Raw genomic sequence first — 20,932 nt, forward strand, 5'->3', positions numbered from 1 at the left:
AGGCTGACCTCGCCGAAATAGACGGCGTCGGCCGGCAAGACCGCTCCCGACAGGGAGGAGACGAGCGCCGCCGCCACCGCGAGATCGGCCGCAGGCTCGGCGATCCTGAGGCCTCCGGCGACGTTCAGGTAGACGTCGTGACTGCTGAACGAGACGCCGCAACGGGCGTCGAGCACCGCCAGCAGCATGGCCAGCCGGTTGCTGTCCCAGCCGACGACAGCACGGCGCGGGGTTCCAAGCCCAGAAGGTGCGACAAGCGCCTGAATTTCGACGAGCAGCGGGCGTGTACCTTCGACGCCAGCAAAGATCGAGGCCCCGGGGCTGCGGCTGTCGCGGTCGCCCAGGAAAAGCTCGGACGGGTTGGCGACTTCCTGGAGGCCGCCGCTAACCATCTCGAACACGCCGATTTCGTCGCTCGGCCCAAAGCGGTTTTTGACGGCGCGCAGGATACGATAGGTGAGGCCGCGATCACCTTCGAAGTACAACACGGTGTCGACCATGTGCTCGATGACCTTCGGACCCGCGATCTGGCCATCCTTGGTGACGTGGCCGACGAGGAGAAGAGCGGCGCCTGCCATCTTCGCATAGCGGATGAGTGAGAGAGCGGCGGCGCGCACCTGGCTTACGGTGCCCGGCGCTGCGTCGAGCGTGTCTGCCCACAGTGTCTGTATTGAATCGATGATGATGAGATCGGGCGGCCGGTCCTCTCCGAGCGTCGCCAGAATGTTCGAGAGATTGGTTTCGGACGCGAGCCCGACTTGAGCGTCGGCAAGACCCAGCCGCCCAGCGCGCAGGCGGACCTGAGCGACAGCTTCTTCGCCGGAGAAATAGACCGCGCGTCCGCCACGCCGCGCCACGTGGGCTGCGACTTGGAGCAAGAGCGTCGACTTTCCTATTCCAGGTTCGCCGCCGATCAGGATCGCGGAGCCTGGCACAACGCCACCGCCGGTCACGCGATCGAGCTCGGCGATCCCGGTCGAGAAGCGCGGTGCTTCCTCAGCCTCGCCTTTGAGTGTCTCGAGCTTGACGACGCGTCCCTTGCTTTGCCGCGTGACGCCGGCGCCAGGCGGCGGCCCGGCGTCCGTCTCTTCGACGAGTGCGTTCCACTCGCCGCAAGAGGAGCATTTCCCCGCCCAGCGCGTGGAGGTCGCTCCGCAGGACTGGCAGACGTAGAGCGACGATCGAGAGGCTTTGGCCATGTTGCTATGGGTTGTCGTCGAGGTAGAGGCGCGTGAAGCGATGCCCGAGCCGCGTCAGGATTTCGTAGCCGATCGTGCCGGCCGCGAAGCCCGCGTCTTCGATCGTCAGTCCTTCAGCGATGAGCTTCGCAAATTCGCCGGGCATTGCGGCGCCTTCGGGTAGATCGGTGACGTCGACGGTGATCAGGTCCATCGAAACGCGCCCGACAATCGGTGCGAGATGGCCGCTGATGAGAACGTGGCCGCCGGGCCGGCCGTCGGGGGCGCTAGCACTGCGCGGAATGCCGTCGGCGTAGCCTGCAGCGATGGTCGCAATCCGGCTCGGACGTCTGGCGCGCCATGTCGCCGAGTAGCCCACAGTCTCGCCTGGAGCGACATCGGCGACGGCGAGAATGCGCGCTGCCACCGTCACTGCGGGCTTTACCGGTGCCGGTGAGCTTTGCGATGCCTGCCCGCCGTAGAGCGCGTAACCGGGCCTCACAAGATCGAAATGGTAAGCGGCTCCGAGCATCAATCCGTCGGACGCGGCGAGACTTCGCGGAACACCGGGGAACAGCGCCGAGAGTGTTTCGAACGCCAGGAGCTGGTCGCGATTTTTCGGATCGCGCGGATTGTCGGCGGAGGCGAGATGGCTCATCACGAGCTTGAGTTCGACGCCCGACATCATGGTGGGTTCGGCTGCAAGACGGCGAACGTCGCGCAGAGGCAGCCCGAGCCGGTTGAGGCCCGTGTCGATGTGGAGGGCTGCAGGCAATTTTGCGCCGCGCGCCCTGCTCAGCGCGGACCAGGCGACGACGTCGTCGAGGGTGGAAAGGACCGGCGTTACGTTGAGCCGGTCGAATGCCGCAGCGGAATTTCCGACGAGGCCGTCCAAGGCATAGATGTGGGCGTCAGGCGCTATCTTGCGTGCGAGTTCGGCTTCATCGGGCGTTGCGATGAAAAAGGCGGTGCAGCCTGCTCGCGCCAGTGTGGCGATGACGCGCTCGGCTCCGAGGCCATAGGCATCGGCTTTCACCACGGCTGCGCACTGGGCCGGCGCGACCTTGTTTGCAAGCGCCCGCCAGTTCGTCACGATCTGCGCGAGGTCAACCGTGATCGTACCGGTGGCGCTGGCTAGGCTTTCCGGCATGCGCATATTGACCGTCATCTTGCCGTTTCCACCCGATCTCTTAACGCTCGGGCACCATATAGTCCCGAGCCAAATTGCCAAAGCGCGTGTACTGGCCTTCGAAGGCCAGTTCGACGGTACCGACCGGCCCGTGACGCTGCTTGCCGATAATGACTTCGGCCTTGCCCGATACCAGGCTCATCTTGGTCATCCAATCGGCAAATTCGGGCGTTCCTTCGGCAGGCTTCGTGCGCTCGACGTAATATTCTTCGCGGAAGACGAACATCACGACGTCGGCGTCCTGCTCGATCGAGCCGGATTCACGAAGGTCGGAAAGCTGAGGCCGCTTGTCTTCGCGTTGCTCGACCTGACGAGAAAGCTGGGAGAGCGCGATGATCGGTACGCCCAGTTCCTTTGCGAGCGCCTTGAGACCCGTCGTGATTTCGGTGATTTCCTGCACGCGGTTGGCGCTGCTGCTCAGTTTCGATCCGGCGAGCAGCTGGAGGTAGTCGACGACGAGAAGATCGAGGCCGTGCTGGCGCTTCAGCTTTCGCGCCCGCGCTGAGAGCTGCGCGATCGTGATGCCGCCCGTCTGATCGATGAAAAGCGGGATACGCGACATCTCGGACGCGACTTCTGAGAGCTTGCGGAATTCATTCTCGTCGATCATGCCGCGCCGGATCTTTTCCGAGCTGATTTCCGCCTGCTCGGCAAGGATACGCGTCGCGAGCTGCTCGGACGACATTTCGAGCGAGAAGAAGCCGACGACGCCGCCGTCCACCGTCTTCATCGTGCCGTCCGCTTGGCGTTCGCCCCGATAGGCCTTGGCGACGTTGTAGGCGATGTTCGTTACGAGCGCCGTCTTACCCATCGACGGACGGCCCGCGAGAATGATGAGATCCGACCGCTGCAAGCCGCCGAGCTTGTTGTCGAGATCGGAAAGGCCGGTCGACGCGCCCGATAGATGGCCGGCACGCTGGAACGCGCTGTTCGCCATCTCGACGGCGGTGATGAGCGCGGATTTGAAGGTCTCGAATCCCTTGCCGTACTTGTTCTGCTCGGCGAGCGAGTAGAGGCGGCCTTCCGCTTCCTCGATCTGCGCGCGCGGCGGGTGGTCGACGGCGCTGTCGTAGGCGGTGTTGACCAAGTCTTCGCCGATGATGATCAGCGAGCGGCGCGTTGAGAGATCGTAGATCGTGCGGCCGTACTCGGCGGCATTGATGATCGTCGTTGCGTTGGCTGCGAGACGGCCCAGGTATTGCGGCACGGTCATGTTCGCGTCGATCGGCTCGACATTCTCGAAGAATGTTTTGACGGTGATCGGCGTCGCCGTCTTGCCCGCATGAATGAGGGTCGCCAGCGTTTCGTAGATTCGCCCATGCAGCGGATCGAAGAAATGTTCGGGAGACAGAAAGCCGGAAACGCGGTCGAGCGCCTCGTTGTTGACGAGGATTGCACCCAGAAGCGCCTGTTCGGCTTCGAGATTGTGAGGCGGTTGACGGAAGGTCAGCGCCTCGTCCGCCGAGGATACTTGCTTCAGCTTCTCGGTGTGGAGGAATGCGGGATTTGCCATGCGAGGAGGCTTAGCAGATTCCGCGTCGCATTCGCGGACTGGGGACATGCAACCCGTAAAGCATCCCCGATATCAACATGCCTCTCTGGAAGTGCTTGGCCGTGGGAATCGTGCCACGACCAAGCAACCCAGTATTTATGCGGCTACGCTCAGGCTGATTCGTCGTCCGGGGCAGCGCCGGCTTCGAAGGCCGAGTCGGGATTGAAGGTTTCGAGCTCGAGCGCTTCTTCCTTCACGACGGCAACGTCTTCGCCGCGAGCCTGCTTGTCGGCTTCGTCCTGCGAACGGGCGACGTTCAGATCGATGGTGGCGACGACTTCAGGGTGCAGCTGAACTCGGGCCGGCGTCAGGCCAAGCGCCTTGATCGGCTTGTCGAGAACGATCTGGTTGCGGTCGACGGTGAAGCCGCCTTCGGTGATCACGGTGGCGATGTCGCGCGTCGAGACCGAGCCGTAGAGCTGTCCCGTGTCTCCGGCCGCGCGGATGAGCACGAACGTCTTGCCCGAGAGCTTGGCCGAAACGGCTTCAGCTTCCGACTTGTGAGCGAGGTTGTCGGCTTCGAGCTGTGCGCGACGGCCTTCGAAGACCTTCTTGTTGTCGTCCGTTGCGCGGAGCGCCTTCTTCTGCGGAAGCAGGTAGTTGCGCGCGTAGCCGTCCTTGACGTTGACGATGTCGCCCATCTGGCCGAGGCGGCCGATACGCTGGAGAAGAATGACTTGCATAGTTTGAAGCTCCTGTTGGATGCGTTGAAGTCGAATTGTCAGGTGGAAGGTGTTTCAGGTGGCCGGCCGGCCGTTCGATAGTGAAAGACCGTTTCCGCCAAGCCGGTGACTGCGAGCAGCAGGCCGATGTAGGGGAGGAACACGAGGCCGGTGTAGAGAGCTGTTAGAATGAACGTCCGCCATGGCGAGCCGCGCGTCAGTGAATGAACGACCGCAAGGCCGACAAGAGCGAATGCGAACGTGAACGGCGCGGCGACTGCGCCCGCGAAGAGTCCTGCCATCCCATCGACAAACGACAGTGCGATCGCAATCAGCAGCACGAACACCGCGCTCGCCGGCATCGCGAATTCCGCGAGATCCGGCCATGGCCGCTGAAGGCGTCCCGAGGCGAGCGTAATCCGTCCGGCGAGCCACAGATTGAGCAGGATCGTTCCCATGGAGAGAAGGCCCAGCGCCCACGGCAAGGATGTCAGCGTCGAGCGCGTGATGGAATCAATCTCGCCCGGGCCGATCGCGGGAGCGCCCGGCACTTGCGCGAGCTCGGTCTTGACGAAACTTTCAACGACGGTGCGCAACAATTTCGTCAGCGTTTCGACGTCGCCGCCCATCAGCGTGAGGGCGAGCATCGCAAAGACCGCCGAGAAAATCGCGGCGGCAACGACAACGCGGCCGATCGGATACCATTCGCGTTCGTCTCCCTCGACGCGGCTGAGGAGCGCGAGACGCGTGCAGACGACTGCGGGAGCCGCCGTGCTGATGGCGTAGACGAGAGCGGCGAGCGGATTGGCGATCAACAATACGATCGCGGTTGCTGTGATTGCAGCGATGCCGGCTGCAGCAGGGCCGAGGCCTAGCCCCGTCAGATAGATCGGCAGCGGCGTCAGCAGAAAGAGAATGATGCGGAGCAGGAAAGCGCCGGTCGTCGCTGACGCGAAGACGACCGCCGAGATCAATCCGGCGGCGAGGGCGAGTATGAAAGCTTTCGACTGCATTCGTTTGCTGTCCCGCGATTTGTGCGGTTAGAGCCAGATCCGGTTACCCGTTCCGACCCAACGTATTGAAAGAAAGAGAGGCGGAGCGACACTCGGGCCGCTCCGCCTTCGGTATTACTTGATCACGTAAGGCAGCAGGCCGAGGAAGCGTGCGCGCTTGATGGCGCGTGCCAGCTCGCGCTGCTTCTTCGCCGAGACAGCCGTGATGCGGCTCGGAACGATCTTGCCGCGCTCGGAGATATAACGGCCGAGCGTACGGACGTCCTTGTAATCGATCTTCGGTGCGCCGGCGCCCGAGAACGGGCAGGTCTTGCGGCGACGTTGGAACGGACGGCGGGCTCCGCCGCCTGAAGAGGCGATTTCAGCCATTGGTTAGCCCTCCGAGCCAGGTGTGGAATCACGACGGGGTGCGCGGGGCGCTTCGCCCTCACGCGGGGGACGTGGACCGCGATCGCCGCCAGGTGCGCCGCCTTCACGGGGAGGACGCGAGCGGAACGTGGAGCCGCCTTCGCGACCGCCGCCGAATCCGCGATCACCGCGGGGCGGGCCGCCACGGCCGCCGCCAGGGCCGCCGAAGCCACGATCGCGATCACCGCGCTCGTCGCGATCCTGCTTGCGCATCTGGACGCTCGGCTCGGTCTCGAGCTCTTCGACGCGGACGGTCATGAAACGCATGACGTCCGTGTTGATGCCCATGCGCCGCTCCATTTCAGCGACGGCTGCGGGCGGGGAATCGATGTTGAAGAAGGCGTAGTGCGCCTTGCGGTTCTTCTTGATCTTGAACGCGAGGTTCTTCAGACCCCAGTATTCTTGCTTTGTGACTGAGCCCTGGCCTTCTTCGATGATGCCCTGGAATTCCTTCATGAGGGCTTCAACTTGGGCCTGGGTAATGTCCTGGCGCGCCAGGAATGTATGCTCATAGAGCGGCATACGGTTGGCCTTTCGGTTTGAGTTTCAACGTCTTTCGACGTCAGCTTTTCCGCCGGCGCAAAGCCCCAAAAGGCCGAGAAAGGCCAATCTGGTACCAAATAGGAGAAGACACTGGGGGACAGCGCGCGAAGCGCCCCTTGGGCTCGACCGGCTATTCAGCTGGTACAACCCAAGCCCCCGTTCAGCCTCCTGCCGACGGGAAACCGGGCTTATACAGGAATTTGGGCAGACGGCAACCCGGTCCGTGGGCCCGCTTCCGCGTCTATTTCTGCTCAATAGCCGCGTAACTGTCACCCGCCCGGCGCTGGAATCATGGCCTAGATGGAGTGCCGGGGGACGGTCCCGGCGCGTGAAGGGAGACGAGAAGACATGAAGTTTGCAGCCTATACCGAGGAAACGATCTGGGCGGTCGAGGACGACGAGGCGACTGCCAAAAGCGAAGGCGAGGCGTCGATGCAGGAAAACGGTGCATCGGATGTCGCAGCTCTCAAGGTGGCGCCGATCGATGATAGCCTCGTGGAAGCCCTTGCCCAGGCCGAAGCATCGGGCACCGATGTTCTCTTTGACCTGATCGATGGAGAGCTTTGCGAAGTCGAAACCGTCGAAGGCTGAACTAAGCCACTCTGCAATCCGCCTTCACATGGGCGCCGCGGTTTCGCGGCGCTTTTTTTTGGCGCTGGGAGAGCGAACGCCAAGGCTTGCCTTCGGCATGCAACCCGCCCATTTCCTGGCTCAGGATAATTTGGGAGTTTTACCCGTGACGGATGAGCCTCGCACAACAACTGTTGCGCCTTCGCCGATCGACAGCGGCGTCAGAATTGGTCACGTTCATCTCAAGGTCGCCGATCTTCAGCGAGCGCTCGATTTCTATTGTGGCGTGCTCGGTTTCGAGCTGATGCAGCGTTTCGGCAGCCAAGCGGCCTTCATTTCCGCGGGCGGATATCATCATCACATCGGGCTCAATACCTGGGAAAGCCGAGGGGGGAGCGCGCCGCCTCCGGGTACGACCGGCCTCTACCATGTCGCCATTCTTTACCCGACAAGGGCGGCGTTGGCGGATGCGTTGCGACGGCTGATCTCCGCAGGCGTCCGGTTGACCGGCGCCAGCGATCATGGCGTGAGTCAGGCTCTCTATCTCGATGATCCGGACGGAAATGGGGTGGAGCTCTATTGGGACCGTCCAGAATCCGAGTGGCCGCGCGATGAGGTCGGGAATATCGCGATGTTCACCCGGGCCCTGGACCTTGACGATCTCCTGCGTGAGCCGGTCTAGCTTTTTTTGTTTGCGCCCGGCGCCTTTTGGTTTGCGCCCGGCGACTCCCCTGCGGGGAGCCGGCCGCCGGGCGCGGGGGTTCGTTTGCGCCGGACGGCTCTCCCAGGTTGGAGAACCGGTGGCCGGGCGCGTGCGGACTGGTCTATCCCCTGCGTCTCTTGACACCGGCAGGGTAGGGGTGGACTAAGGCCGCCAAATCTCGCCGTGGGGGTGCGTCCCGGCAATCCAGCACAAGGTCATTTTCCTAACGATGGCACGCGCATTCGTTTTTCCAGGGCAGGGCAGCCAGGACGTCGGCATGGGCAAGGCGTTAGCGGATGCTTTTCCGTCGGCACGCGCGGTCTTCGAAGAGGTCGACGATGCGCTGGGTGAAAAGCTGTCGGCGATCATCTGGGAAGGGCCGAAAGAGACCCTCACGCTGACGGAAAACGCGCAACCCGCTTTGATGGCTGTCTCCGTCGCGGTGATGCGGGTTCTCGAGAACGAGCGCGGCTTCTCTCTCGCAGACAATGTGAAATTCGTCGCCGGGCATTCGCTCGGGGAATATTCGGCGCTTGCTGCCGCCGGAGCGTTCTCGCTGGCAGACGCGGCGCGGCTTCTCAGGCTCCGCGGACAGGCCATGCAGAAAGCCGTGCCGGTCGGCGTTGGCGCGATGGCGGCTCTTCTCGGCGTCGGGATCGAGGTGGCCGAGAAAGTTGCCGCCGAGGCCGCGCAGGGCAACGTTTGCCAGGTCGCGAACGATAACGAGCCGACGCAGGTCGTGCTCTCCGGCCACAAGACGGCGATCGACCGGGTGGCGGAGATCGGCAAGGCATTCGGCGTCCGGCGCGCGGTGCCGCTTCCGGTCTCGGCGCCCTTCCATTGCAAGCTTATGCAACCTGCCGCCGATGCGATGGCTGAAGCATTGGCGTCGGTTACGGTTCGCGCTCCTGCAGTGCCCGTTGTTGCAAACGTTCTGGCGCAACCCATTTCGGACCCGGACGACATCAAAAAGCGCCTCGTCGAGCAGGTTACGGGCACTGTTCGCTGGCGTGAATGCGTCGCGGCGATGGCTGCGGCCGGGGTGACGGATTTCTACGAGATCGGCGCAGGCAAGGTTCTGGCCGGGCTCGTCAAGCGCACAGCGCCAAGTGTCAACGCGATGAGTGTTGGAACACCGGCCGATATCGATGCGGCGATCGCCGCACTCACTCAATAAGGAGATCTGAATGTTCGATTTGACCGGCAAAACTGCGCTCGTTACGGGCGCCACCGGCGGACTTGGCGCAGAGATTGCGCGCGTGCTGCATAAGGCTGGCGCTTCCGTCGCGATATCGGGGCGCAAGGTCGAAGCGCTCGACGCTTTGGCGAAGGAACTCGGCGACCGGGTTCACGTCGTACCTTGCGACCTCGCCGATCGTGCAAGCGTCGGCAAGCTGGTCGATGAGGCGGTGAAGGCTCTCGGCGGACGGCTGGATATCCTGGTCAACAATGCCGGTCTCACCAAGGATAATCTCTTCATGGTGATGAAGGACGATCAGTGGGATGACGTCATCGCTGTCAACCTGACCTCGACCTTCATGCTTTGCCGCGCCGCTTCGCGCCACATGATGCGGTCCAAGACCGGGTACGGGCGCATCATCAACATCGCATCGGTTTCGGGCGTTTTCGGCAATCCGGGCCAGGGCAACTATGCAGCGTCGAAAGCCGGTATGATCGGCATGACCAAATCGCTCGCACGTGAAGTCGCGTCACGCGGGATCACGGCGAACTGCATCGCGCCCGGCTTTATCAAGACGGCGATGACGGATGTTCTGACTGAAAAGCAGAAGGGCGAGATCGCTCAAATCATTCCTGCGCAACGCTTCGGCGAGCCGCTGGATGTGGCAGCGGGCTGTTTATATCTCGCCTCGAACGAGGGCGGCTATATCACCGGCCAGACGCTCCATATCAACGGCGGTATGGCAATGGTTTGATTCAGCCTTCTGCATTGGTAAACGCCCAGAATGCCTGATTTATTGGCCTTGAGCCTGTCGGGCATTCTGATGCTGAACGGTGCGTCACCACGTGCTTTGCATTGCTCCTGAAGTGTGTTAACGACACCACGGTTTTGAGGCGTCGAAATCACGTCATCGGGACTGTGCGAAGCTGGGGACAACTCAGCGCCGTACAAGTTGGAGACGGTGCCGAGCGTTGAGACTCACGCTACGGCGACTAACGAAAAAAGACTTCTGAACGGGGCGAACCCCTATCCGAACAGGCTAAACTTCCCGTAAGTTGATATCCTGTCATGCGGCTTATAGCGGGTTCTGCAGGGCGAACAGGCGAGCAATAAAAGGCCGCCAAAAATTAGAAAGACACGAGGATTGACGATGAGCGATGTCGCAGAGCGCGTGAAGAAAATTGTCGTAGAGCATCTTGGGGTCGAGGCCGACAAGGTCACCGACAATGCAAGCTTCATCGACGACCTTGGTGCAGACAGCTTGGATACTGTTGAGCTCGTGATGGCATTCGAAGAGGAATTCGGCTGCGAAATTCCGGACGATGCTGCCGAGCACATCCTGACGGTTGGCGACGCCGTCAAGTTCCTCGAAAAGAACGCAAGCGCCGCTTAAGCGCGTCGCCGTTTCTTTTCGTCCTTGGCGCAATTGCGCCTATCGGACAGAATTCAGAGGGGGCTGGGCAACCGGCCCCCTCTACGCGCCCAGCGCCGATCGCAATCACTGCAAACGGGAAATAAGAAAAAATCGATGCGCCGTGTCGTCATTACAGGATTGGGTCTCGTCACTCCCGTCGGATGCGGTGTCGAGGCCTCATGGTCCAACCTTCTCGCGGGCCAAAGCGGTGCACGGCGTATCGAGGAATTCGAAGTTTCCGACATAACCTGCCAGATCGCGAACTTCATTCCGCGCGGCGCCACGTCCGAGGGCAAGTTCAATCCCGATGACTGGATGGAGCCGAAAGAGCAGCGCAAGGTCGATGATTTCATCATCTATGCGGTCGCTGCCGCCGATCAGGCCATCGCGGATTCCGGCCTGAAGTTCGATACCTCCGATGCGCAGGAGCGCGCTGGGGTTCTCATCGGCTCGGGCATTGGCGGGCTGTCTGGAATTGCGGATACGTCCATCCTGCTCAAGGAGAAGGGACCGCGCCGCGTCTCGCCGTTCTTCATACCGGGCCGTCTCATCAATCTCGCCGGTGGATACGTTTCGATCAAGCATCACTTGCGCGGTCCGAACAACGCGGTCGTCACGGCCTGCGCGACCGGCACGCATGCGATCGGCGACGCCGCACGGATCATCGCGCTCGACGACGCCGATGTCATGGTGGCCGGCGGTACGGAGAGTCCGATCTGCCGTATCGCGATGGCGGGCTTCGCCGCTTGTCGCGCGCTCTCGACCGGCTTCAACGATGATCCCACAAGAGGTTCGCGGCCGTACGACAAGGACCGCGACGGCTTCGTGATGGGCGAGGGCGCCGGCGTCGTCGTCCTTGAAAGCTACGAGCACGCCAAGGCGCGCGGCGCCAAGATTTACGCCGAGGTCATCGGTTACGGCATGTCGGCGGACGCCTATCACATCACAGCGCCTGCCGAAGACGGCGACGGCGGCTACCGCTGCATGAAGGCCGCGCTTGCCCGGGCGGGCGTTGCGCCGAGCGAAATCGACTACGTCAACGCGCACGGCACCTCGACGCCGATGGGCGATGAGATTGAACTCAAGGCTGTTGAACGGCTGTTCGGTAACAGCGCGGGCCGGCTGGCGATGTCGTCGACGAAATCGGCCATCGGCCATCTGCTCGGTGCAGCCGGGGCGGTCGAGGCAATATTCTCCGTTCTCGCGATCCGCGATAACGTCGCTCCTCCGACGCTCAATCTCGACAATCCATCGGTCGAGACGGCCATCGATCTTGTGCCTCACAAGGCACAAAAGCGTGATATCAATACCGCGCTCTCGAATTCGTTTGGCTTCGGCGGGACGAATGCGTCGCTCGTTCTCCGCCGCGTCGCGTGAAAGCTGCGGCGGGTACGGGTTTTTGCCACATTTTACGTTGAGCGTCCCTCGCGGGTGGGGGATGGAGCAGCGCAATTCGGGGCGATAAATCTCGTACGCAGCGCTCTTTCAATGACGGTGCTCGCGGTATCATGAGTCAAAACAGAAAGCGGCCGGACGGGAACAGGACGTCTCGGACTGCTGGAGCTCGAAGCCCCGCCGAACGGTTAGAGCCGGGTCGTGCGCCGGGCCGTCCGCGTGGCATTCAGGCCCGTGAGCCGTCGCGCGCATTGAGCGGGTTCGTCCGCGTCATCAGCAGCGTCCTGACAGTAGCTCTCATCGTCATGGTGCTCGTCGGCGGAACGGCGTTCGCTATTGTCCATCAGTTCGAAAGTCCCGGCCCGCTCGATGCGCCGCGCACTGTGGTGATCCCCAAGGGCGAAGGCCGTATCGCGATCGCCGAGCGCTTGGAAAAAGAAGGCGTCATCACCAATCGATGGACCTTCGTCGGCGGCTATCTGCTGCAAGGTTTCCTCGGCAGCCGAAAGACGACGGAGCTTCGCGCGGGCGAATACGAAATCAAGGAACACGCCTCCATGCGGGAGGTGATCGATACGCTCGCCGAGGGCAAGTCGATCCTCTACAAGGCGACTTTACCTGAAGGCCTGACGAGCGAGCAGATCGTCGAGCGGCTCAAGGCCGAGCCGAACCTCAGCGGCGAGATCACGAGCATTCCCGCTGAAGGTACGCTGCTTCCCGATACATATTATTTTTCGAAGGGTGCTTCACGGCACGAGATCCTGGACCGGATGCGGGACGGGATGGAGAAGTCCTTGGCGGAACTCTGGGAGCAGCGCGATCCCGATCTCCCGGTCAGATCTCCTGAAGAGCTGGTGACGTTCGCCTCGATCGTCGAGAAGGAAACGGGCCGTCAGGACGAGCGCGATCGGGTCGCGGCCGTTTTCTACAATCGGCTGCGCAAGGGGATGCGGCTGCAATCCGATCCAACCATCATTTACGGCATCGTCGGCGGCCAGGGTGTTCTGGGGCGCGGCATCACGAGGACCGATATCGATACCAAGTCGCCCTACAACACCTACCAGATCAACGGCTTGCCGCCGGGGCCGATCTGCAACCCGGGCAAATCCACGCTAGCGGCCGCACTGCATCCGGCGAAAACGTCCGATCTTTATTTCGTCGCGGACGGTACCGGCGGCCATACTTTCTCGGAAACGCTGAAAGATCACAATTCGGCCGTCCAGAAATGGCGGCAGGTCGAAAAGCAGTCGAAAGCCAAGCAGGGGGCGAGCGACACGGCCGATCCGGACACGGGCACCGTTCCGATCCCTCAGGGGCTCGATACGGCGCCGAAGAGCCCGGTCACGACGAAGGGGCAGAAATCCGCGAAGAGCCAAGCTCCGGCGCCCTCGGCAAACGGCGCCGACGATGGGTCCGCTGCTCCCGTTTCCTCGGTGAATTCGACGGATGTTCCCTTGCCCGTCCGGAAGCCGAAGAAGCAATAGATCGCACCTGATCACAACTCCTGTTGGCGGGGGCGACGCGACCCGTTAAGTTGCGCGCCGCTAGCTCATCCCCGTCGACGAGACCTTTCCCTATGACAATTTCCAGCATGACGGGATTTGCCCGTGTCGATGGCTCGGCCGATGGCCTGGCTTGGACGTGGGAAGCGCGCAGCGTCAACGGCCGCGGCCTTGACGTTCGGCTGCGCCTGCCGCCCGGCTATGAGGGCCTTGAAGTTGCCGCGCGCGACGCCGTTTCAAAGCGGTTTGCCCGCGGAAGCATTGCCCTGTCGCTCGCGCTCGAACGGCAGCAGGGCAACGGCTCCGTGCGTTTGAACGAACTCGTGCTCGCCGATGTGATGAAGGCCGCCGACCGGGTATCCGCGTTATCCGGCGCAGCGAAGCCCGATGCGGCGCAGTTCCTCATGATCAAAGGGGTGCTCGAGACGGCGGATCAGGCGGTCGAGGACAGCGAAGCGCGTGCGGCGCGCGAAAGCGCTGTCTTGCGCAGCCTCGAGGCCACGCTTGATAAACTCGGCGAAGCCCGCCGCGCCGAGGGCACGCGTCTCGCGGAGATCGTTCGCGATCAGCTCACCCAGATCGAACGCTTGGCGGGTGAGGTGCGTGCGTCGCCTTCCCGGTCGCCGGAAGCGATCGTCGCGCGGTTGAAGGATGCGATGGCTCGCCTCTTCGAGGCGACTGCGGCACTCGATCAAGACCGTCTCTACCAGGAAGCCATGCTTATGGCGACGCGTGCCGACGTCGAGGAAGAACTACAGCGTCTTGCCGCGCACGTCTCCGGCGCCCGCGATATCATCAGCGAACCTGGGGCCGTCGGGCGGAAACTCGATTTTCTGGCGCAGGAATTCAACCGCGAAGCCAACACGCTTTGCTCGAAAGCGAATGCAGTCGACGTCACCCGGCTCGGCCTGCAGTTGAAGACGGTCATCGACCAGCTTCGCGAACAAGTGCAAAATGTCGAATAGAATGACCAAAAACAGCGCGGACAATTCGAACAGCAATTCAAACAACGGGCCTAATAACAAGGACGTTGGTGGGCCCAGCATCGCGCGCCGGGGATTGCTCTACATCGTCTCGTCGCCGTCGGGTGCCGGGAAAACGACGCTTGCCCGGCGCGTGCTCGCGGCCGACGACAACATCGAGATGTCGGTTTCGGTTACGACGCGCCAACCGCGTCCGGGCGAAACGGATGGCGTTGACTATCATTTCGTCGACCATGCGACGTTCGAGAGAATGAAAGAGCGGGGCGAGCTGCTCGAATGGGCGCGCGTCTTCGACAACTTCTACGGCACGCCCCATGCGCCGGTCGAAAATGCTATTCGCCAGGGCAAGGACGTTCTGTTCGATATCGACTGGCAGGGTGCACAGCAGCTGTCCGGAAAAATGCCGGGAGACGTCGTGCGAGTGTTCGTTCTCCCGCCATCGGGCGACGTGCTCGAGGGGCGGCTGAAATCGCGGGCACAGGATCCGGCGGACGTCGTTGCGAAGCGTATGGCGGCGGCATCTTCCGAGATCAGCCACTGGCCGGAATACGATTACGTGATCGTCAACTCGGAGATCGAGCAGAGCACGGCGGCGGCGCTGGCGATCCTCTCGGCGGAACGGCTGAAGCGGGCACGTCTTCTGGGGCTATCCGACTTCGTTCGCAAATTGCAATCGGCGCTTTAATCGCTCGCCGCGCCGGCCTCGTCTAGAATGGCAGCGAGACGGGCGAAGTCCGAAACGGAGAGTTCTTCCGCGCGCTTTTCGGGCGAGAGGCCTGCGCGCTGGAGAAGGAGCTCCGGAAACGGCGTCAATTGCTTCAGGCTCGAACGGAGCATCTTGCGGCGTTGACCGAAGGCCGCACCCGTCACGCGCGCCAGCGTCGCAACGCGGCAGTCCGGTTCCGGCTTTGCCCGCGGGCGAAACTCGACAATGGCTGATGCAACTTTTGGCGGCGGCGTGAAAGCCTCCGGCGGCAGATTGAGGACAATCTTCGCCCCGGTTCGCCACTGCGCGAGAACGGAAAGTCTGCCGTAGGCCTTCGACTTCGGCGTGGCGACGATGCGCTCGGCAACCTCGCGCTGGAACATCAGGACCATGCGGTCGTACCACGGCGGCCAAGGCTCGGTTTCGAGCCAGTTGACGAGCAGCAGCGAGGCGATGCCGTAGGGCAGGTTCGCCGCGACCGTCACGGGGCCAGCGCCTTCCAGCAGTTTCGGCCAATCGACTTCGAGGGCGTCGTCCGCGTGGACTTCCAACCGTCCGGGAAAGCGTTCCGAGATATCGGCAAGCGCTGGGAGACAGCGATCGTCGCGTTCGATCGCGATGACGCGCTTTGCGCCTTCAATCAGAAGCGCGCGGGTCAGGCCGCCGGGTCCGGGGCCCACTTCAACAACGGTGCGCTCGCTCAAGTCGCCGGCGAGGCGCGCGATCTTGCGCGTCAGATTGAGGTCGAGCAGAAAATTCTGGCCAAGGGATTTCTTGGCGCTGAGGCCGTAGCGTTCGATGACGTCGCGGAGCGGCGGCAGTCCATCGGGACCTTCACGGTGATGGGGCACGGACTCTTTCATGCTGCGGACGCGAGAGATCTGCGTGCGCTCATCTCGCCAGCGAGTTTCAGAGCGGCTTTGAGGCTTGCCGCCGAAGCGAGCCCTTTGCCGGCAATTGCAAATGCCGTCCCGTGATCGGGTGAGGTGCGGACGAACGGCAGGCCGATCGTTGCGTTGACCCCTTCGTCGAAGCTTAGCGTCTTGATCGGGATCAATCCTTGATCGTGATACATGGCGAGCGCCGCATCATAGGTCTTTCGCGCCGCGTCGTGAAACATCGTATCGGCGGCGTGGGGGCCGGTCACATCGAGCCCCTCCGCTTTCAGAGCCTCCACGGCGGGCCGTATGATCTCGGCATCTTCCGAGCCGAGCGCGCCGTCTTCGCCCGCATGCGGGTTGAGCCCCGCAACGGCGATGCGGGGATTTGAAATACCGAAGTCGCGTTTGAGCGATGCCGCCATGATGCGTGCGGTTTCGACGATTTTATCGGATGTCAGCAGGGACGGCACGTCCTTCAGCGCGACGTGAATCGTGAGCGGGACCACGCGCAACTGCGGCGAGGCGAGCATCATCACGGGGGCGGACGGCTCTCCTGGCCAGAATTCCGCGGCGAGCGCGCCCAGATACTCCGTATGCCCGGGAAACTCGAAGCCTGCGCCGTAGAGCACCGACTTCGCGATCGGGTTGGTCACGACTGCGGAGGCTCGTCCCGCGGCGACATCGGCGACAGCGCGGCGGATGGCGAGGATCGTTGCGGGGCCATTGGCGACAGTGGGCGCACCGGGCTTTGCGGGTTCTGCGAGCGGAATTGGAAGGACGGGCAGCGCGTCATTGAAGATCTGCGTGGCGGCCAACGCGTCCGGAACGGGCACGATGAGGGATGCGTCGATGCCGGCCGAGCGAGCGACTGCGCGCATCAGATCGACGTCAGCGTAGAGTACGAACGTCGGCAATTCGTCGACGAAACGATCTTTCCAGGCCTGGAGGGCGAGTTCGGGGCCGATGCCTGCGGCATCCCCCATCGTCAGTGCGATAGGCAGTGTCATGTGGCGTGTACCAGGTTCGCGCGCGTCCCCTCAGCGGGAGCCGACATTTATCCGGTACTCGATGTGGGCGTCCTCGCGAAGGTCTTTGAGATAGCGCTTGGCCATCAGCTCAAATTCCTTCTGCTTGAGTTCGCCTTCGGCCTGGTTGCGCTTTTCGTCCACCGCTTTCACCACGGTGCGTCCGCAAACGACCCAGAGCTCGATCGCCCCTTCGCTCACGTTCGGCGGCAGCATCTCGCCGTCGGCAGCGTTGACGAGCAGTGTTCGGGTCGGCTCTGAAAGGGACGATGGCCGGCGTTTTCCAAGATCCTCGAACGTGGCACCGGGGACGCCGGTCGCAGCGGCCGCAGTCGTCTGGCAGCCGGTGAACTTCGAGCGCAGTTTATCGGCTTCCTGAATGCGCGCGGCGACGCCCTTTTCGTCGATCTTGACCGGCATCGATATCCGGACGCGCTGCACCTGCAATTCGACGTCGTCGTTGCCGGCGACGGATGTGGCCGCGACGAGTTTATCGACGTCTCTGTTGGTGACGTTGATCAACGGACCAAAGCGGCGGCGGACGACTTCATTCCAAGAAAGGGTGGCCCGGATGCGGGTCTTGATCGGATCGAGGGTGCCGCCCATCTGCTTTGCGAATTGGTCAACCGTCATTTTATTTCGTTCTGCAATGCCGGAAATGATGCGGTCGACTTCGGCATCTTCGATCACGACGCTCTGCTTTTTCGCTTCCTGCATCTTCAGCCGGTCGTCGATGAGTTCTTCCACGGCCTGCTTCTTCATGGCGGGCAGGGCTGAACTCCTGGCGCTTTCGAACGCTTGCTTCTGCAAGCTCATGCCAAAGTCTTTCTTGCGGCGCTCAAAAATTGCGATGATCTCGTCGCGCGATTTTCCCTCGTTCGCCTTGACCGTTTCCTGAAGGATTGCCTTGAGCCGCTCGGACGTCTTCGGATTTTTGATGATGGCTTCGAAATTGGCTTTGGCCTGGTTCTGAATATTCGAGCCGCTCAGCATCATCGCGCGCTGATCGATCTCGTAGCCGGTGATCGGCTCGTCGTTCACGAGAGCGGCGATCGCGCGCTGGTCGCTCGATGGGGGCGTAGAATCGCCGCCGACAGACTCTCTGGCCGCTGCCGTTGGCGACTTCTTTTTCTGATTTTTGCCTTTGCCCTGCGGGTCGGTCGCGGCTCCTGTGGCCGTGTCACCTACCGCTGGCTTCGGCAAAGACGACGTACCGTCGCCGGTTACTGCAACCGTGCCTCCCTGAGCCGCGACGGCGAACGAAAAGGCGACGCTCGCGACGCCTGCCAGGCCGCATCGCCCAGCTAGCGAGGGAAGTTGAGCGGCAATGGTCCGTGGCGAGAGCATGCTATTTCGACATCCATAAGTCCGAATCGGCGCGGAGTCAGGATACCGCAGCCACGCCCGATGCCCGGGCCTTATCCACATCAAGAGTGGCCAAAATCCGGTTCCCGTTGGGTTCGAAGGCCGGAACGCCGACGGCCGGGTCAGTTCGTACGCTGGTCGCCGCCCATGTTGAAGTCGAGATTGCCGGTCGTCGCCGCAAAATCCCCGAGATGCTTAAATTCGAACCGCAGCATGACGGTTTGGTCGGGCGTGATAGAGAGATCCTGGTAGTTCGACTGGATATAGGAGGCGGTCAGCACGAAGCATTCATCGGCATATTTGATGCTGACGCTATCGTAGCGGAAATTGCCGGTCTCGATGTCGTACCGCGTCGAACCACCAAGGCTCCAACGGTTGGTCAGCTGCAAGGTCGCCGCGCCGAGGATTTCCTCGAGGCGCGTCGGCGTTGCGATCACGTTGGGATCATCCGGGTTCGTGAACAAGGCCGCGGCGTCATATGAATAGCCGGTCTGAACCGACAACGGTCCGTATTTAGCGACCGCAGCAAGATCCTGGCGCCTCAAAGCGAGCGTGGATTGGTTGAAGCGGCTCTGCGAAATAATCCTGAAATCGCCGATGGGGGCGAAATAGGCGCCGAGAACGTAGTCGGAGTTCCGCGTCTCGAGGCCGTTAGCGGGATTAAAGGTGAAGTTGCCGTCATCGGTCCGGCCCGGGAACAGATAGGCGTTTTCGCCCGACAGCTGGTAGCTCTGGCCGGCCAGGAATCGCGCATAACCGCCGTCATTCGATTGGAAAGTGTACTGTAGACCGGCATTGACGCGCGTACCCGTTTCGATGCGGTCGTAGCCCGAAAACTTCGTGGTCGCGAACAGGTTGGTGTCGTCGAAAACGAGGCTCTGCGCGTCTTCGTTGGGCAACCGGCGCTGCGGAAGGCTTTCCTGGTGCACGACGACTTGCCCGATCGGCTCGATGATGTGGGAGCCGCGGTCGGTGTTTGCAACCCAAGGATAGGACACAAGCACGCCGCCATCGACGATGCCGCGGGTGACCGTCGAGGAGAATTGCTCGGACGACCCTACAACAGGTCCATCGGGAGTCTGTACGATTGTTACCGATTGAGGATTCGTAACGTTATCGTAGCCATAGATATCGCCCCGGACATCAGCGAACGGCGTATAGCTGATGCCGATTGCGTCGGTCAGGCGGCGGCGCCATTTGAGCTCGGTGATGACCCGATTGATGTTCTGGTCGGTCTGGCGGGGATTAGAGGGACTGCCGGTCGTTGAGCCGTCTGCGCGGGTGAAGCTCAGGACGTTGGTATTCCATTTGAGCTCGCCACCGGCAACCGGGTCGGCGAACACGTAATTGTAGTCGATGATGGGGTGCGTGTAGCTTTCAGTTCTCGGCGTGTCGTCCGTCAGCAGGCCGCCGAACTGATAGAGCTTGGCGCTGAAGTAGTTCCGATCCGACTGACCAGTCAGGTAAACCTGATTGACGCGATCGGTCACGAGAATGCTATCGAGCTTATAAAAGCGGCGGAACTGATCGTCGCTTTCGATGATCGCATCCCAACCGAATTTCCACCAGCTCGACAACGAGAACAAGCCGTGCGTCTCGACACTGCCGCGGAAGCCGTCGAGTTTCTGGTTGTCGGCAGGGTCGCCCGGAAGATTTTTGAAATTCTGGTCGATGCCGGCGAGTTTGACGGTGTATTCGCCGTTGGCTAGACGATGCCGCCACTCGCCCTTCAGGAACAGGCCCTGTTCGCTCATGTAGAGCGGCTCGAGCGTGACGTCGTAGTTCGGCGCGAGATTCCAGAAATAGGGAATACCGGTGATGTAGCCGAGCGTCGATGAACGGCCGTAGTCAGCGGTCAAAAAACCTGATTTGCGCTTAACCGATGGGTCGGGGCTCTGGAAGTACGGCAGATAGAAGATCGGCTGTCCGTAGATCTGGAAATAGGCGTCCTGGTAGGTGAGGGTCGCGGCTTCCTGATCGTGAATGATGCGCGCGGCGCTGATGCACCAAAGCGGAGGCGTGTTGCCATCGCTTTGGCACGGCGTGAATTTGCCGTTCTCGAATTCGGTGATGTTGCCTTCGCGGCGCGTCGCGCGGTCGGCCGAGATGTGGGACTTGTCGGCCGAGACGATCGACAGCGCCGACACGAAACCGTCGCGGAAGTCATCGGTCAGCGTGTAGCGGTCGGCGTGGACGATGTTGCCCTGGGGCTCTTTCAGCGTGACGTTGCCGACGGCTGTCAGCGTGCCGCCGCTCTGGTCGTAGACGACTTCATCGGCGGTCAGGATGTAGTTGTTGTAGAAGATTTCAACGTTGCCGCGCGAAATAACGCGATCGCCGGATTTATCATAGATCAGCTGGTCGCCCTGCAAGCGCATGGGCTGCGCGCGATCGATATTCGTATTGACCTTGCCGAAGATCGTGCCCGGTGAATTCGCTGCACCGAACGACGATTTGTTCTTCTTCTTCAGTCCATTGCCGTTGAGGCCCTGGTCGGTGACTTGAGCGTAGGCAAGCCGGGTATGGCCAAGGTTGACGGTGGCAACAACGCCCGCGATCAGGAATGCGCGCAGAAGCGCACGAGCGGCCCGGCGCACCTGACGGCGGCTGGAACCCTCGCTTAACGGCCCGCAACCCTCTTGCGGTATCCGCCCTTCACGCAT

The 20,932-nt window shown here is 62.0% G+C and carries 20 protein-coding genes; 9 read left to right on the forward strand and 11 right to left on the reverse strand.

All coding sequences use genetic code 11. The annotated features are described in order from the left end of the window. The 7 genes from radA to rpsF form a co-directional block, all read right to left on the reverse strand. Positions 1-1,199 (reverse strand): DNA repair protein RadA (radA, locus tag K2Q04_RS05090; RefSeq protein ID WP_291160175.1); only part of this gene is annotated, 1,199 nt, incomplete at its 3' end. 4 nt (positions 1,200-1,203) lie between these two features. Further along, positions 1,204-2,346: an alanine racemase gene (gene alr / locus K2Q04_RS05095; RefSeq protein ID WP_291160178.1), complete on the reverse strand. Its 1,143-nt coding sequence runs from the start codon at positions 2,344-2,346 to the stop codon at positions 1,204-1,206. 22 nt (positions 2,347-2,368) lie between these two features. Further along, entirely contained in the window at positions 2,369-3,880 is a 1,512-nt protein-coding gene (locus K2Q04_RS05100) for a replicative DNA helicase (RefSeq protein WP_291160183.1), read from the reverse strand. A 149-nt stretch (positions 3,881-4,029) separates the two neighbouring features. Then, a complete protein-coding gene (gene rplI / locus K2Q04_RS05105; RefSeq protein ID WP_291160186.1) occupies positions 4,030-4,602 on the reverse strand; it encodes a 50S ribosomal protein L9 in 573 nt (190 codons plus the stop codon). Between the two features lie 38 nt (positions 4,603-4,640). Beyond that, entirely contained in the window at positions 4,641-5,594 is a 954-nt protein-coding gene (locus K2Q04_RS05110; protein ID WP_291160189.1) for a DUF2232 domain-containing protein, read from the reverse strand. Between the two features lie 114 nt (positions 5,595-5,708). Beyond that, positions 5,709-5,963 (reverse strand): 30S ribosomal protein S18, encoded by a 255-nt coding sequence (rpsR, locus tag K2Q04_RS05115; protein ID WP_045836217.1) that lies wholly within the window; start codon positions 5,961-5,963, stop codon positions 5,709-5,711. A 3-nt stretch (positions 5,964-5,966) separates the two neighbouring features. Next, a complete protein-coding gene (gene rpsF / locus K2Q04_RS05120; RefSeq protein WP_291160191.1) occupies positions 5,967-6,524 on the reverse strand; it encodes a 30S ribosomal protein S6 in 558 nt (185 codons plus the stop codon). A gap of 369 nt (positions 6,525-6,893) precedes the next feature. Here rpsF and K2Q04_RS05125 point away from each other — a divergent pair, with 369 nt between their 5' ends. The 9 genes from K2Q04_RS05125 (at position 6,894) to gmk (ending at position 14,977) form a co-directional block, all read left to right on the forward strand. After that, a complete protein-coding gene (locus tag K2Q04_RS05125; RefSeq protein WP_092869510.1) occupies positions 6,894-7,136 on the forward strand; it encodes a hypothetical protein in 243 nt (80 codons plus the stop codon). A gap of 145 nt (positions 7,137-7,281) precedes the next feature. After that, complete coding sequence (locus K2Q04_RS05130; protein ID WP_291160195.1) at positions 7,282-7,797, forward strand: VOC family protein; 516 nt, start codon at positions 7,282-7,284, stop codon at positions 7,795-7,797. Positions 7,798-8,047: 250 nt separating this feature from the next. Then, positions 8,048-8,995: an ACP S-malonyltransferase gene (gene fabD / locus K2Q04_RS05135; RefSeq protein WP_291160197.1), complete on the forward strand. Its 948-nt coding sequence runs from the start codon at positions 8,048-8,050 to the stop codon at positions 8,993-8,995. Between the two features lie 10 nt (positions 8,996-9,005). Further along, the gene (fabG, locus tag K2Q04_RS05140) at positions 9,006-9,752 is read left to right on the forward strand and encodes a 3-oxoacyl-[acyl-carrier-protein] reductase (protein WP_092869513.1); all 747 of its coding nucleotides are present in this window, start codon (positions 9,006-9,008) and stop codon (positions 9,750-9,752) included. A gap of 396 nt (positions 9,753-10,148) precedes the next feature. Further along, positions 10,149-10,391, forward strand: coding sequence for an acyl carrier protein (locus K2Q04_RS05145; protein ID WP_013215676.1), 243 nt, complete (start codon positions 10,149-10,151; stop codon positions 10,389-10,391). A gap of 135 nt (positions 10,392-10,526) precedes the next feature. Continuing rightward, a complete protein-coding gene (fabF, locus tag K2Q04_RS05150; RefSeq protein WP_291160200.1) occupies positions 10,527-11,789 on the forward strand; it encodes a beta-ketoacyl-ACP synthase II in 1,263 nt (420 codons plus the stop codon). Between the two features lie 269 nt (positions 11,790-12,058). Continuing rightward, entirely contained in the window at positions 12,059-13,291 is a 1,233-nt protein-coding gene (gene mltG, locus K2Q04_RS05155; protein WP_291160203.1) for an endolytic transglycosylase MltG, read from the forward strand. A 92-nt stretch (positions 13,292-13,383) separates the two neighbouring features. After that, on the forward strand, positions 13,384-14,274 hold the full coding sequence (locus K2Q04_RS05160; protein WP_291160205.1) for a YicC/YloC family endoribonuclease: 891 nt from the start codon (positions 13,384-13,386) through the stop codon (positions 14,272-14,274). 1 nt (position 14,275) lies between these two features. After that, a complete protein-coding gene (gmk, locus tag K2Q04_RS05165; RefSeq protein WP_291160208.1) occupies positions 14,276-14,977 on the forward strand; it encodes a guanylate kinase in 702 nt (233 codons plus the stop codon). On the opposite strand, the gene rsmA is transcribed toward gmk, so the two are convergent. From rsmA to K2Q04_RS05185, 4 genes are all read right to left on the reverse strand, one after another. Next, a complete protein-coding gene (gene rsmA, locus K2Q04_RS05170) occupies positions 14,974-15,849 on the reverse strand; it encodes a 16S rRNA (adenine(1518)-N(6)/adenine(1519)-N(6))-dimethyltransferase RsmA (protein WP_291160211.1) in 876 nt (291 codons plus the stop codon). The genes gmk and rsmA overlap by 4 nt on opposite strands. An 8-nt stretch (positions 15,850-15,857) precedes the next feature. Further along, a complete protein-coding gene (pdxA, locus tag K2Q04_RS05175) occupies positions 15,858-16,886 on the reverse strand; it encodes a 4-hydroxythreonine-4-phosphate dehydrogenase PdxA (protein WP_291160213.1) in 1,029 nt (342 codons plus the stop codon). A gap of 30 nt (positions 16,887-16,916) precedes the next feature. Further along, positions 16,917-18,251: a peptidylprolyl isomerase gene (locus K2Q04_RS05180; RefSeq protein WP_291160216.1), complete on the reverse strand. Its 1,335-nt coding sequence runs from the start codon at positions 18,249-18,251 to the stop codon at positions 16,917-16,919. A gap of 140 nt (positions 18,252-18,391) precedes the next feature. After that, positions 18,392-20,932 (reverse strand): LPS-assembly protein LptD, encoded by a 2,541-nt coding sequence (locus K2Q04_RS05185; RefSeq protein ID WP_291160218.1) that lies wholly within the window; start codon positions 20,930-20,932, stop codon positions 18,392-18,394.

Origin of the sequence: Hyphomicrobium sp., assembly GCF_019753045.1 — a bacterium.
Taxonomy (GTDB): Bacteria; Pseudomonadota; Alphaproteobacteria; order Rhizobiales; family Hyphomicrobiaceae; genus Hyphomicrobium_B.

Bases quoted from the DNA above. Each gene is read 5' to 3' on its own strand.
- K2Q04_RS05145 (WP_013215676.1), top strand. From the start codon at position 10,149: ATGAGCGATGTCGCAGAGCGCGTGAAGAAAATTGTCGTAGAGCATCTT.
- pdxA (WP_291160213.1), bottom strand. From the start codon at position 16,886: ATGACACTGCCTATCGCACTGACGATGGGGGATGCCGCAGGCATCGGC.
- K2Q04_RS05125 (WP_092869510.1), top strand. From the start codon at position 6,894: ATGAAGTTTGCAGCCTATACCGAGGAAACGATCTGGGCGGTCGAGGAC.
- fabF (WP_291160200.1), top strand. From the start codon at position 10,527: ATGCGCCGTGTCGTCATTACAGGATTGGGTCTCGTCACTCCCGTCGGA.
- rpsR (WP_045836217.1), bottom strand. From the start codon at position 5,963: ATGGCTGAAATCGCCTCTTCAGGCGGCGGAGCCCGCCGTCCGTTCCAA.
- K2Q04_RS05160 (WP_291160205.1), top strand. From the start codon at position 13,384: ATGACAATTTCCAGCATGACGGGATTTGCCCGTGTCGATGGCTCGGCC.
- K2Q04_RS05185 (WP_291160218.1), bottom strand. From the start codon at position 20,932: ATGCGTGAAGGGCGGATACCGCAAGAGGGTTGCGGGCCGTTAAGCGAG.
- alr (WP_291160178.1), bottom strand. From the start codon at position 2,346: ATGACGGTCAATATGCGCATGCCGGAAAGCCTAGCCAGCGCCACCGGT.
- fabG (WP_092869513.1), top strand. From the start codon at position 9,006: ATGTTCGATTTGACCGGCAAAACTGCGCTCGTTACGGGCGCCACCGGC.
- gmk (WP_291160208.1), top strand. From the start codon at position 14,276: ATGACCAAAAACAGCGCGGACAATTCGAACAGCAATTCAAACAACGGG.
- K2Q04_RS05100 (WP_291160183.1), bottom strand. From the start codon at position 3,880: ATGGCAAATCCCGCATTCCTCCACACCGAGAAGCTGAAGCAAGTATCC.
- rpsF (WP_291160191.1), bottom strand. From the start codon at position 6,524: ATGCCGCTCTATGAGCATACATTCCTGGCGCGCCAGGACATTACCCAG.
- rplI (WP_291160186.1), bottom strand. From the start codon at position 4,602: ATGCAAGTCATTCTTCTCCAGCGTATCGGCCGCCTCGGCCAGATGGGC.
- K2Q04_RS05110 (WP_291160189.1), bottom strand. From the start codon at position 5,594: ATGCAGTCGAAAGCTTTCATACTCGCCCTCGCCGCCGGATTGATCTCG.
- K2Q04_RS05180 (WP_291160216.1), bottom strand. From the start codon at position 18,251: ATGCTCTCGCCACGGACCATTGCCGCTCAACTTCCCTCGCTAGCTGGG.
- fabD (WP_291160197.1), top strand. From the start codon at position 8,048: ATGGCACGCGCATTCGTTTTTCCAGGGCAGGGCAGCCAGGACGTCGGC.